Origin of the sequence: Photobacterium arenosum (assembly GCF_014841115.1) — a bacterium.
GTDB lineage: Bacteria > Pseudomonadota > Gammaproteobacteria > Enterobacterales > Vibrionaceae > Photobacterium > Photobacterium arenosum.
Genome location: NZ_JACYTP010000004.1, coordinates 72,799 through 85,857, shown reverse-complemented (window position 1 = coordinate 85,857; position 13,059 = coordinate 72,799). Strand labels below are relative to the sequence as shown.

Genomic DNA, 13,059 nt, shown 5'->3' with positions numbered 1-13,059 from the left:
TAAGTTGGATATCGTCTATGGAGCAAAATCCGCAGTCACAGCTAAAGTTGCTTGTTGCCAAAGGCAAAGAGCAAGGTTATCTGACCTATGCCGAAGTTAATGACCACCTGCCAGAAGACATTGTTGACTCTGATCAGGTTGAAGACATTATTCAGATGATCAACGACATGGGTATTAAGGTGGTGGAAACCGCCCCTGATGCCGATGAACTCATGATGACTGAAGATAACGCCGATGAAGACGCCATTGAAGCGGCGGCTCAGGCATTATCGAGCGTAGAAAGCGAAATCGGCCGTACCACTGACCCGGTTCGTATGTACATGCGCGAAATGGGTACAGTTGAGCTGTTGACCCGCGAAGGCGAAATCGACATCGCTAAACGCATCGAAGATGGTATCAATCAGGTTCAGTGTTCTGTTGCTGAGTACCCGTCAGCAATCTCGCATCTGCTTGAGCAGTTTGACAAGGTTGAAGCAGAAGAGCTGCGTCTGACTGATATCATTTCAGGCTTCGTGGATCCTAACGAAGAAGAGACGGCCGCTCCGACAGCCACGCACATCGGTTCCGAGTTAAGTGAAACTGATCTTGAAGATGAAGACAAAGATCTTGAAGACGATGACGACGATTCAGAAGAAGAAGACGACGGCAGCATCGATCCGGAAGTGGCACGCGAGAAGTTCAAAGAACTGCGTATCTCTTACGAAAATATGGCCAAAGCCATCGATACCAATGGCCGTCATCACCCGGATACTGAAGTCGCTATTGCCGAGCTGTCTGAAATTTTCAAGCAGTTCCGTCTGATCCCGAAACAGTTTGACCGTCTGGTCAGCTCACTGCGTGATTCCATGGATAAGGTGCGTACCAATGAGCGCCTGATCATGCGTATGTGTGTCGACAACAGCAAAATGCCGAAGAAGACCTTCGTACAGCTGTTCAGCGGTAATGAATCTTCTTCTGCGTGGATCGACGAAGCACTGAACTCAGGCAAACCGTATGCCGAGCGCCTGAAAAACTACGAAGAAGACCTGCGTCGTGCCTCGCTGAAGCTGCGCATACTGGAAGATGAAACCGGCCTGTCGATTGAGCGTATCAAAGACATCAGCCGCCGTATGTCTATCGGTGAAGCCAAAGCACGCCGCGCCAAGAAAGAAATGGTTGAGGCCAACCTGCGTCTGGTTATTTCTATCGCCAAGAAATACACCAACCGTGGCCTGCAATTCCTGGATCTGATCCAGGAAGGTAACATTGGTCTGATGAAAGCGGTTGATAAATTTGAATACCGTCGCGGTTACAAGTTCTCGACTTACGCCACTTGGTGGATCCGTCAGGCAATCACACGTTCAATCGCAGATCAGGCACGTACGATTCGTATCCCTGTTCACATGATCGAAACCATCAACAAACTGAACCGTATCTCTCGCCAGATGCTTCAGGAGATGGGCCGTGAACCACTGCCGGAAGAACTGGCTGAACGCATGCAAATGCCGGAAGACAAAATCCGCAAAGTGCTGAAGATTGCCAAAGAGCCAATCTCGATGGAAACCCCAATCGGTGATGATGAAGATTCACATCTGGGTGATTTCATTGAAGATACCACGCTGCAGCTGCCAATGGATTCTGCCACGGCAACTAACCTGCGTGCGGCCACCAACGAAGTACTGGCTGGCCTGACCCCACGTGAAGCCAAAGTACTGCGTATGCGTTTTGGTATCGACATGAACACAGACCATACACTGGAAGAAGTGGGCAAACAGTTTGACGTTACCCGTGAGCGTATCCGTCAGATCGAAGCCAAAGCCCTGCGTAAACTGCGCCACCCAAGCCGTTCCGACGTGCTGCGCAGCTTCCTGGACGAGTAAGCCACTCACCAGAAACACCACATCACAAAGCGGGCTAAACAGCCCGCTTTTTCTTTGCCCGCCGCACATGCGACCTCGCTCACACCCCTTGCCACGCAAGGGCTTGCCTGCATTTAACTGCCTAAGAAACAAACAAAACTTGCCCCATAGCAGGTAGACAATGCCCCACCCATCCCATATAATCGGTGGCACATTTGGCCCCTTAGCTCAGTGGTTAGAGCAGGCGACTCATAATCGCTTGGTCCCCAGTTCAAGTCTGGGAGGGGCCACCAGATTCCAGAAGGCTTATGGAGAAATCCATGAGCCTTTTTTCGTTTTGGCCGGTCTATATCCGGTCCGTCATGCCTTCAAACTGTCCACTTCTATTATGCTGAGTTAATAGTGATGAAATTACCGAAAATTCTGATGTAATTTGTTCGTCGATGACGACGGCAAACCGCCTAAAATCGCAGCCAAAGACAAGACTCTGACTGGACCGCCGCCGCCGTCGCGACAATTACGGAAACTCAACAAACCATGCAGTAATTCAGGCAGAGTAAGGGCTGGGTGGTAGTGACGGGGCCAGTCTGGTGTGACCGACCCAGCGATCTAGGATTTTAATGTGGTGTGTTGGTGTCAATTGTTGGTGAATGGTTCTGTAACTGCTTCCATTGATTTATTTTGAACTACTTTTAAAGGGATAAAGTTAATGACAAATCTCTTGAAGCTTCCAAGCTCAAGATAGTCTCTCAGTGCTTCTGAGAACTCCCGTATATCCGAGAATCTCTTATTAAGGTGTCGATCATATTCAAGCCTTAATCCTGTTAACTCCATCTCTTGTTGACCTGACGGCGCTTTTCTAATTTCTATATCGAGTCTAGCTCTTTGTTCTAATATTGCAGTTAGTTGTGCATGATGAGAGTTCAAGGCTGTAATTTGCATGCGGATTAAAAAGAGTTCTGTCGGTCTAAAATTGGCAGGTGCATAAAGTAACGTATGTTCATAGTCTTGAAGCAAAGCTAGGCCATTTAAAGTGAATTTTCCTTGGGAAGATAAACCGGCAATTTCATTCTGAAGAATACCTATATTAACTTGGCACCGCATAATATTAGACTCAGCTAGCTGATGTAACTGTATTCTAGTCGACTTGTTATAGCTCAACTTCCTTAAGAACCCGGAGAAAATAGATACTAAGACTGTAAGAAGTACACCAGCCACAGCGCCTAGCAGAGCAGCAAAGATTGTAAGATACAAGTTTGATACTTTTAACTGTCCCGACAACTCAGCTAAGTATTGTCTGAAAAACTCCGCCATATCCATAGTAGCTCTCGCACTCCTGAGTCATGTATAAAATTAAACACATATTAACACTATGATACTGATAATCATGGAGTTTAATATAATCAAAGTTACACCTTTAGAAAACCTATCCTCACTACCAATCACCACAACCCTGAAAGAACAAGTCCAAGCCATACTCACCGAGCCTTTTCCCGATTAAGCAGAAACCCAACAAGCATGGGATGATCTGAAATGTGAGTGTACCTCCCCTAATTACTTGCACACATAATTAGAGTACGGAGATTGTGAGTCCCTCATCACACCACCCAATAAACCCCACATTTCGCCCATCACCGAAGTATCCTTTTTTCACCACGCTATATTGAGCCCGACACACTGACATTCAGAAGGATAAAACAATGATCGCGGTTCTTTTTGAAGCGACAGCCGTGCCTGAAAAGCAGGCTCGGTACTTCGAGCTGGCTGAACAGTTAAAGCCGCTGCTGAGCCATGCTGAGGGGTTTATTTCTGTTGAGCGCTTTCAAAGCCTGGCCCATCCAGAAAAATTTCTCTCGCTGTCATGGTGGGAGAACGAGGAGGCCATTTTGCAATGGAAGCACAACATGCTGCACCGGTCATCTCAGCAGGAAGGAAAGGAGTCCATTTTCTCTTTTTATCGCATTCAGGTGCTCAGCCTGATCAGAGAATACTCATCATCCCAGTAAGCAAGGAAGCCATCGCTATGTATGACATTCATGTCGTTTTGAAGAATATACCGGGAGAGCTTGCGCGGTTAGGCGAAACACTCGGAGCGAATCACATTGGCTTAGAAGGTGGCGGCGTCTTTTCCGTCAACCAGCATAGTCACGCTCACTTTTTGGTGGAAGATGGCGAAAAAGCCAGAGCGGTACTCATCGAACAGGGTTTTGAGGTCATCAATATCTGCAGGCCGCTGATTCGGAAACTCAGGCAGGAACAGCCGGGCGAATTAGGGGCCATTGCCAGAGTGCTGGCTGATAGTGGCGTCAACATCATCACCCAATACAGCGACCATGCAAACCGTTTGATCCTCATCACTGATGACTATAAGGTTGCAGAAACAGTAACCCGTCACTGGATGGTCTGATTGTGAAGCCTCACCCACAAGTCCCGCAGGAACAGGAAGAATTTCAGCAGGAGTTATCCATGGCAGCCCTTGCGGCTGCTATGTCTGATGCGTCACGCATGAAAATTCTTTGTGCGCTCATGGATGGCCGCGCCTGGACAGCCACTGAATTAAGCGCTGTGTCTGATATCGCACCGTCAACCACCAGTGCGCATCTGTCCCGATTGCTGAAAGCCAATCTCGTCACTTGTTTATCACAAGGACGTCACCGTTATTTTCGCCTCTACAGTGCCAGTATTGCCGCCTTGCTTGAAAATATGATGGGGGTTTCGTTTGGCGCGATGCAGCCACCAAAAACACGGGTGCCGGCCGAATTACAACGGGCACGAACCTGCTACGACCATCTGGCAGGCGAAATCGCCGTCGGTATTTACGATTACCTTTTCGCGAATGCATGGATTACCAGCGACGGCAATGCGTTAACTCCCTTAGGTAAGGCGCAGTTCAGTCAATTAGGTGTCATGCTCGATGCAAAGACCAAACGTAAAAAGTGCTGTGCATGTTTAGACTGGAGTGAGCGAAAATTTCACCTTGGCGGCCATGCCGGGGCGGCACTTTTTCAGTGCTTTGAGCAGCAAGGATGGATAGAAAAAGTGCCGGGATACAGGGAAGTCACAGTGACAGCAAAAGGCCAGGCGGCTTTCAGCCAGTATTTTGGCTTGGCTAACGTTCTAAACTAAACACGCAGATTACCGTGCAGTCTCCAACTTTCTTCTTTTAAAATTCTCTCTTCTTTTCAAATTAAAGTATCAGATCTAGTCTGAACTAATACCGTTTCCAGTACTGACGTTTATCATCTGCCTGAGCCTGCATTTGATATGTGCTGATATCGGTTTCTGATAACACAGCCGTGAGCATGAAACAATACGGCCACTGTAGGCAACATAGTTTCCAGCCCTATCAGTACTCACATTGAACATCAGGAAGCAACATGGATAAACAACCGGAACCGCATCAAAGCAAAGTTTTCATCAGCAATATGGTGGAGTCCGCGATCCGTATCGGCTTGCTGCTGGTACTGCTGATCTTCACGTACGACATCATCAGGCCATTTATCATTCCTGTGATCTGGGGGGCGATTATCGCTGTGGCGTTGATGCCACTGACGTTGAGAATCCAGCGCTGGTATGGCAATCGCCGCGGATTAGCAGCCACAACCGTTGCCCTGTTGGGTATTGTGCTATTAGTGACGCCGTTAGTGATGATCTCGGTTTCCGTCTACCACGCATCAATCCAGGTACTGGAGACGCTGCAACAGGGTCAGGTGACTCTTCCGGGGCCAGACAGCAGGATTGCATTCCGGTTATCGGCGATAAGCTGTTCGACCTGTGGAGTATGTTCGCCAGTAATCTGGAAAAAGCCATTCAAACCTTCCTGCCGGAAATCAAGTCTGCACTGTCCGCTTTAATTGGTGTGCTGGGCGGTGCGTTGGGCGACATGCTGATATTCATCCTATCGCTGGCTATCGCTGCCGGTTTTATGACTTACTCAGAAAAAATTACCGCCTCGTTAAAGACCATTGCAGTGCGCGCAGCAGGTACTAACGCCAGTCATTGGACTTCACTGATTGCCGCAACGATCAAAAGCGTCTTACTTGGGGTTGTTGGTGTGGCAGCCATTCAGGCGCTACTGATTGGTGCCGGCTTCTTTGTTTTTGGCGTCCCGGCGGCTGGCCTGCTGACGTTACTCCTGATCATTTTATGTATCGCTCAGTTGCCGGCTCTGATAGCCGTTCTGCCCGTGATCATTTACATGTACCTGACCCAGGACGCCACCACAGCAACACTGTTTACCGTCTGGGTCGGTATCGGTTCGCTGTCTGACAACGTGCTCAAACCTATGTTGATGGGCCGCGGGGTAGCTGTACCTATGCCCATCATACTGATAGGTGCAATTGGCGGCATGATGTATTACGGCATGACCGGCCTGTTCCTCGGCGCAGTCATTCTGGCTATCTGGTATGAACTGTTTGTTTTTTGGATCAAGTTAGAGAAGCAGGAAGCAACAGAAGCCAGTATCCCCCCTCAGCAAGGCGCCATAAGTTCAGAGAAATCTGACACATAAAGGATTTCTATATCACGCTGAGAACACGTACCGGGATACAGAGAAGTCACAGTGGCAGAAAAAGGCCGGGCGGTTTTAAGCCAGCACTTTGAAATGGCTTAGTATTGAAGAACAAGCTAGCAGCGAAGCGCCACATTGAATCACAAAAAAGCGCTGCAGGTTGCCCCCGCAGCGCCATATTGAATGGTATTTCGGTATTGATTACAGGTAGTAACGCATACCGATAATCCACATGTCATCTTCCGGCTTATCGATATCGTTACCCAGATCAAACTGGTAACCACCGAAGCCGACGAAAGTTGGTGTGAAGTTATATTCCGCCTGCAGCGCCATCTGGCTGAAGATGGTGTTGCTGTTCTTGTCATCTTCAACAGATTCGTAGTTCACGCTCAGGTTCAGGCTGCTTGGCAGGGCATAGGCCAGCAGGCCTTCAATCGCCACTGACTCTTCGAGACCACGGTTCATGTATTCGTTCATCGCATACACAACCGCCACGTACAGGCCGTCACCATAGGTGCCGTAATTGGCACTGAACATGTGTGAAAGCGCGGTTTCATCAAATGTTGTATTTGGTATCTGAACATCACCGGTGTTGAAGGCATAGTTCAGGCCGAAGCCCATGATCGAGTAGTTCAGTGCAATCTGGAAGCGGTCATCATAGTCTGCTGCCGTACCTGCCAATTCCTCACCCGTTGTTGCCCCCTGCCAGCCCAGACCAAACAACAGATCGCCGGCATCATTTAAGCTGAGGCTATTGCGGTAGGAGATCATACGCTCGGCACGTGCCGTACCCAGCGGGCCTTGATCGTCATACAGGAAGTCGTTCGCAAACGCGATAGGCAAATCGGCGATCCCTGCACCATCATAGTAAGGTGACCATTGCGTGCCCACCACGCCGCGGCCATAAGCATTGTGTGAGACACCAATGTAACCCAGACGGGTGGAGAACGTCTCTTCGCCGCCTTCCAGATAGTTCAGCGCCCATTCGCCTTTTGCATCGGCGGTAAAACCGTTCCCGATATCTTGTGCCACATTAATGTTGATACGCGGCGACACTTGCTTCACTTCCGTTTCGCCCTCTTCAGAACCGCCAAGACCCACAGAAACATGACCACCAATGGAGAACGCGGTGTCACCTTCGTTGTATAACTCAACCGCGACTGCCTGAGATCCATAAAATGCAGCTGCCACTGCAATTGCCAAGTGCTTTTTATCCATAATCATCTTTCCATCTTTTGTTGTGTTCTTATGCGCCGTTACACAGCGTTATGACAAAAATGTGAACATTTGAAACGAGCATTGAAAGCGTAGATAAGGAATGACATAAACACATAAAATAACGACAACAAATTTATTCAAAACTTGTGTTATGTCCCATTTGTGAAATGGTATATGGTATGAGCATACTTTGAACACATTATTGAACATGTGCCATAGCAAGAGGTTGAACGCGATTTGGGGTCAATACGGGCTTTAAGCCTGCCCGGCTGGGTGAGCGGATGTATTACACATCATGATGACGTTTTTGTGCTTGGCGAGTGAGAAGTGTGTTGTTTATTTGAAGGTTAGACGAAAAAGCCGCTGTCGTTACACACTGGATGACAGATAAAAGACAAGAGTTCAAAAATCCCAGTCCGCCATGATCTGAACGGACTGGGAACAGCGTTTAGCGGTGCTTCACAAACCTTTGTTATCGCTGACCCAGAAAAGCCAGCAAAGATTTCACTGCGCCCAGAAAGAAGGGAATAGCGATCAGGCCCGAGCCGATGGAGATAGCAATATAGGTGTAGCTGGTGCTGGTTGACGTATATTGAAAGGAGGCTAAAAAGTTCTGGTATGCCTGCAGGCAAAAGAAAAAGCAACCTATGGTTGCAATAGTCATTCCCAGTAAGCTTTTGATCTTAGACCATAAAAAATCATTGTTCGCGATATTATTTTCTTGCATCCGGTACTCTCTTCAAGATCCAAAGCCAAATCGGTCTACCCGGATGATCTCAAACTCGCCCGTGCAGGTGCCGGTACCTTGAGGTCACCCGAATGTCAGGCACTACTCTCATAATGCGGATGTTTTCCACTCAGATTAAATCAGCAGCCGTCTCATTATCGGACCCGCCGGGTAATGTCTTGTCTGAACAGGACAATTCACTCTGAAGCATGCCGTTGCGTATGCCATACTTGGGAGCAAGGTTTGAATCGTGGAGCGAGACTATGTCAGCAGATAAGCCGTCAGAAGGAAAAACGCAGCGCAGTTCAACAATCCTGATCCCCGTCTTTATCCCCGCCGTGGCGGTCATTTTACTCATGGTGATAGGCACCATCAGTAATCCGACTCTGGCCGGAAAAGTTTTCTCGGAAACCCTCAGTTACGTTACCCAGAGCTTTGGCTGGTTCTATATGCTGTCCGTCGCCATCTTTCTGTTTTTTGTCGTCGCCGTCGCACTGACCAAATGGGGAGAGATCAAGCTCGGTCCGGACCACGCCGAGCCGGAATACAGTTTTCCGGCCTGGTTTGCCATGCTGTTCTCGGCCGGTTACGGGATTGCCCTGCTGTTCTTTGGCGTCGCCGAGCCTGTGCTGCACTATGCCTCGCCGCCTGATGGTCCGGCCATGACAGTGGATGCCGCCAGGCAGGCAATGCAAATTGCCTTTTTCCACTGGGGGTTTCACATCTGGGCCATTTACGGCCTGGTCGGGCTGACACTGGCCTATTTCGCCTTTCGTCATGGCCTGCCGCTATCGATGCGTTCGACGCTGTATCCGCTCATCGGCGAAAAAATCCACGGCCCGATTGGCCATACCGTGGATATCTTTGCCATCCTCGGCACCCTGTTCGGGATTGCGACCACGCTGGGCTTGTCGGTGGCACAGATCAATGCCGGGCTGAATTATCTCTGGCCATCGATACCTGTGAATACCACAGTACAAATCATTGCGATTGTGGTGATCACCGCACTGGCGATTTTCTCTGTGGTCGCCGGCATGGACAAAGGGGTTAAGCGCCTGTCGATCCTGAATATGGTACTGGCAATATCGTTAATGTTGTTTGTGTTTGCCGTCGGACCTACCATCTTCATCCTCAATACTTTCATGCAAAACACCGGCAGTTACCTGAGTAATATTGTCGAGCGTACATTTAATTTACAGGCTTATACCGCCAGCGACTGGATTGGTAACTGGACATTATTTATCTTCGGCTGGACTATTGCCTGGGCGCCTTTCGTCGGCCTGTTCGTGGCGAAAATCAGCCGCGGCCGCACCATTCGCCAGTTCGTGGTCGGGGTGATGGTTGTCCCGACCATTTTCACTTTTCTGTGGTTCTCGGTATTCGGCGATACCGCGCTTCATATGATCATGGTCGATGGCTACACCCAGCTAATTGAAGACGTGCAGGCTGATCAGGCCATTGCGCTGTTTAAATTGCTGGAACAGCTACCACTGACTTCGATCGTGTCCTTTATTACTGTCCTGCTGATCATCACTTTCTTCGTCACCTCGTCAGACTCCGGCTCGCTGGTTATCGACTCGCTGGCCTCTGGCGGCGTTGCCCATACACCGGCCTGGCAACGGGTATTCTGGGCTTCGATGGAAGGGCTGGTCGCCGCTGTACTGCTGCTGGCCGGCGGCCTTGGTGCTCTGCAAACGGCATCGATTGTCAGTGCGCTGCCCTTTGCAATCATCATGCTGATCGCGGCAGTTGGCATGTGGCGGGCGCTGGTGATTGAAAGCCACCACAGCCAGAGTCTGGAGCAGCACGTGCAATCCCGATCGCGACAGAGTGGCGGGAAAACCGGACCGGGATACTGGAAAAAACGTCTGGCAAATATTGTCGATTTCCCGGGACGCCAAGAAGTCTCAGGCTTTATTCAGAAGACCGTCTACCCAAGCATGGAGAAAGTAGAGCAGGAGCTTGAGCAGCAGGGCTGGGTGGCCGAAGTGATTTACGATGAAGAGCAAGGCAGAGCCAAATTCGAGGTCTATCAGGAAGGCAAACTGGAATTTCTGTACGAAGTCAGACTGCGGGGCTACCTTATGCCTGATTTTGCCTTCCCTGAAACTGATCATAACCCGGAAGATCCGGAGCATTATTACCGGGCGGAAGTCTTCCTGCGCCGCGGTGGCCGGGCCTACGATGTTTACGGCTATGAGCAGCAGGACATTATTTCCGACATTCTGGATCAGTTCGAAAACTACCTGCACTTCTTGCATGTGTCGCCCGGCATCCTGCCGTGGAACATGGAAGAAGAGGAAAACGACGATCAGCAACAGGCGAAAGAGTAATCAAAGCCGCCCTCTCGCTGCGAGGGCGGCTTAGCTTAATTTTCCCAGCGCTTCCCGTAGGCCGCGCGGTAATCCGGCGTCGGGATCGCTTCGTGCAAACCCGCCGTCGCTTTGAGCGGGCCAACCACAGTACGATACGGGATAAAACCCGCCCAGACCGGCAAATCCAGATCCGCCGTATCGTCGCCCACTTCTTTATTGCTGATTTTCACCGAGGCCTCGTTAAGCGGCATCCGCAGCACAGTCGTCGCTACCAGTTCCTTGCTATTACTCAGCCGGATGTCCTGCGTCCGTCCGGGGGCGATCTGCTCAACAAAATGGTTCAGCACCCTGTCTTTTTCAGCGTTATCCTCAATCACCTCAAACTGGCCGAACACCACAGCCGAGCGGTAATGGGCGCTGTGATTAAACGCCGACCGCGCCAGCACCCAGCCATCAAACAGGGTGAAGGTTAAACAGGTTTGCACCTCCTGCCTGAGCTTGCGCAGCAAACGGCTGTTGTTAGCGCCATGAATATAGACAAAATCCCTCACCCGCCACGCCAGCATAGGGATCACCACTGGCCCCTGTGCTTCCTGTATCGCCACATGCGCCACCAGGCTTTCATCGATGATCTGATACAAGGCTTCCTGTTCAAACACCGCCTTGTGGGCTCCTTTCTTAATGTCGGTTCTCTTGCTGGTCGATAACATAACTGTCCCTGATTCCACTGCAACTCAAATAACCATGAAAAGATACCGGCAAACCGGTATGATTTTCAGAGCCAGTTTTAACCAAATGACAGTACCAGTTATGCCTGAACAGACCTGACTGTTCGGCGTCTTCGCAGCTTCAGCACAGCCACGACCGACACACCTGCAGCGATGGTCAGCAGCAGGCCATTGGTGGTCAGAAATGCAATCTTGAGCATCTCAGTCACCTGGTTCATCAGGATTGATGCTTTGTCATCCGCCCACTCAGCGATCAGAGTGGATGCATTGCCGGACGCCATGGCCGTCACCCAGTCGCCCTGATCTGCAAGGGTAAAGTCAGTCAGTTGCTCAGCCACCAGAGTCGTCAGCGCAGAGCTGATGAAAGAGCCGTATAAGGCCACAGCAATTGCCTCGCTGCCCAAACGAAAAGTGTTGAGCAACCCGGCCGCCATGCCAATATCACCCGGCTCGACACAGCTTAATGCTTCTCCGTCGACCAGTCCTGCTGACAATCCCATGCCTGTTCCCACCACAAACAGGCAACTACCAGACACCCAAACGGTCTGCATCGTTTCAATACCAAGCAGTAATCCGCCGGCACCTGCCAGCATGCATACAAGGCTCAGGTACATCAGAAAAGAAGAAGGGACGCCCTTGGCCGCTAAACGGCCCGCAATCAGAGGAAACAACAACACAGGAAGGGTCAGACACAGCATCATCAAACCTGCCGCAGATGCCGGCATCTGCATAGCCCCGGTAAGATAAGTGGGGAAGTAGGTCAACAAGGTGACAAAGGTAAAACTAGCGACCACTGGCACCAAAATGTACCCCATAAATCGGTTATTACTGAGCAGAGACAAGCTAAGCACTGGATTTTCCGCCCTTCTGATGTGCCAGACAAACACAAGGAACAACAACAATGAACCAGAGGTACACAACAGGCTGAGGGTGCTGCTCCAACCCCAGTCATAGCCTTTTGACAGTGTCAGCATCAGCAGAAACATGCTACTGATAAACAGGCCACTCCCGATTATATCAATCTCGCTGACTGGCTTGCCTGCCACTCTGGTATCGGGCAGCTTAATCGTGAGACACAGGACGAAAACCAACACCACGGCATGCAGAATGAAGATCGCCTGCCAGCCTGACAACACCAGCAAGATGCCGGAAATTGTCGGACCTAAAGTGATCCCCAGACCAGCCGTTGTACCAAATAAAGCAAACGCCTGAGTGCGCTGCTTGCCGTCAAACACATCAATGAAAAGCGCACTGCCGCAGGAAAAAATGGCTGCACCGCCCACGCCGGCTATGGCCCGGAAGACATCCAGCCACAGAATATCCGTTGCCCATGCCGACCCGGCAGACGCCAGCGCATAAAGACAAGCGCCAGTGACAAAGGAGCGTTTCCGGCCAATCACATCTGACATTTTCCCCCACATCAGGGTAAAGCAGGCAAACGTCAGGTTAAACGCATTCACCACCCACTGTAAGCTGGCAACATCCGAATTCATGTCGGTGCTGATATAGGGCAATGCGATAGCAGTACCTGAAATTGAACTGGGCACCACAAACACCGCCAACAGCACAGCTAACAAAATGTATTTCTTGTCCGATAAACTGACTTCACTCATATTGATCCTTTCTATTGCTGACTCTTTAACACTTTTCTTTGCAGATTAACGTCATCCATGACTTCACCCACGGTTACCATTACAATGGTTTGCTACAAAACGTACGTATC

Annotated in this window: 9 protein-coding genes, 1 tRNA gene and 2 pseudogenes; 7 read left to right on the top strand and 5 right to left on the bottom strand. The window is 50.1% G+C overall.

The annotated features are described in order from the left end of the window. The first annotated feature begins 17 nt into the window (after nucleotides 1–17). Together rpoD and IFO68_RS08175 are read left to right on the top strand one after the other, a co-directional pair. Nucleotides 18–1,859 carry an RNA polymerase sigma factor RpoD gene (gene rpoD, locus IFO68_RS08180; protein WP_192015449.1) on the top strand — a complete coding sequence of 614 codons (1,842 nt, stop codon included), beginning with the start codon at nucleotides 18–20 and terminating at the stop codon, nucleotides 1,857–1,859. A gap of 196 nt (nucleotides 1,860–2,055) precedes the next feature. Then, nucleotides 2,056–2,131 (top strand) — tRNA-Ile (locus IFO68_RS08175). Between the two features lie 343 nt (nucleotides 2,132–2,474). On the opposite strand, the gene IFO68_RS08170 is transcribed toward IFO68_RS08175, so the two are convergent. Next, nucleotides 2,475–3,158, bottom strand: a complete 684-nt coding sequence (locus tag IFO68_RS08170) for a hypothetical protein (RefSeq protein WP_192015448.1) — start codon at nucleotides 3,156–3,158, stop codon at nucleotides 2,475–2,477. A 380-nt stretch (nucleotides 3,159–3,538) separates the two neighbouring features. Here IFO68_RS08170 and IFO68_RS08165 point away from each other — a divergent pair, with 380 nt between their 5' ends. From IFO68_RS08165 to IFO68_RS08150, 4 genes and pseudogenes are all read left to right on the top strand, one after another. Then, nucleotides 3,539–3,844, top strand: a complete 306-nt coding sequence (locus IFO68_RS08165; protein ID WP_192015447.1) for an antibiotic biosynthesis monooxygenase family protein — start codon at nucleotides 3,539–3,541, stop codon at nucleotides 3,842–3,844. A 17-nt stretch (nucleotides 3,845–3,861) separates the two neighbouring features. Next, on the top strand, nucleotides 3,862–4,245 hold the full coding sequence (locus IFO68_RS08160; protein WP_192015446.1) for an amino acid-binding protein: 384 nt from the start codon (nucleotides 3,862–3,864) through the stop codon (nucleotides 4,243–4,245). Between the two features lie 59 nt (nucleotides 4,246–4,304). Then, nucleotides 4,305–4,964, top strand: a complete 660-nt coding sequence (locus IFO68_RS08155) for an ArsR/SmtB family transcription factor (RefSeq protein ID WP_192015445.1) — start codon at nucleotides 4,305–4,307, stop codon at nucleotides 4,962–4,964. A 251-nt stretch (nucleotides 4,965–5,215) separates the two neighbouring features. Beyond that, nucleotides 5,216–6,348: pseudogene (locus IFO68_RS08150) on the top strand (AI-2E family transporter). A 201-nt stretch (nucleotides 6,349–6,549) separates the two neighbouring features. Here IFO68_RS08150 and IFO68_RS08145 read toward each other — a convergent pair. Both IFO68_RS08145 and IFO68_RS08140 read right to left on the bottom strand, forming a co-directional pair. After that, complete coding sequence (locus IFO68_RS08145) at nucleotides 6,550–7,566, bottom strand: porin (protein ID WP_192015444.1); 1,017 nt, start codon at nucleotides 7,564–7,566, stop codon at nucleotides 6,550–6,552. A gap of 472 nt (nucleotides 7,567–8,038) precedes the next feature. Further along, nucleotides 8,039–8,293, bottom strand: a complete 255-nt coding sequence (locus IFO68_RS08140) for a hypothetical protein (RefSeq protein ID WP_192015443.1) — start codon at nucleotides 8,291–8,293, stop codon at nucleotides 8,039–8,041. A gap of 263 nt (nucleotides 8,294–8,556) precedes the next feature. Here IFO68_RS08140 and IFO68_RS08135 point away from each other — a divergent pair, with 263 nt between their 5' ends. Then, nucleotides 8,557–10,626 carry a BCCT family transporter gene (locus tag IFO68_RS08135; RefSeq protein ID WP_192015442.1) on the top strand — a complete coding sequence of 690 codons (2,070 nt, stop codon included), beginning with the start codon at nucleotides 8,557–8,559 and terminating at the stop codon, nucleotides 10,624–10,626. 35 nt (nucleotides 10,627–10,661) lie between these two features. On the opposite strand, the gene IFO68_RS08130 is transcribed toward IFO68_RS08135, so the two are convergent. Both IFO68_RS08130 and IFO68_RS08125 read right to left on the bottom strand, forming a co-directional pair. Further along, nucleotides 10,662–11,318, bottom strand: a complete 657-nt coding sequence (locus IFO68_RS08130) for a pyridoxamine 5'-phosphate oxidase family protein (protein WP_192015441.1) — start codon at nucleotides 11,316–11,318, stop codon at nucleotides 10,662–10,664. Between the two features lie 98 nt (nucleotides 11,319–11,416). Next, nucleotides 11,417–12,976: pseudogene (locus IFO68_RS08125) on the bottom strand (MFS transporter); the annotation flags it as partial. Nucleotides 12,977–13,059: the final 83 nt, after the last annotated feature.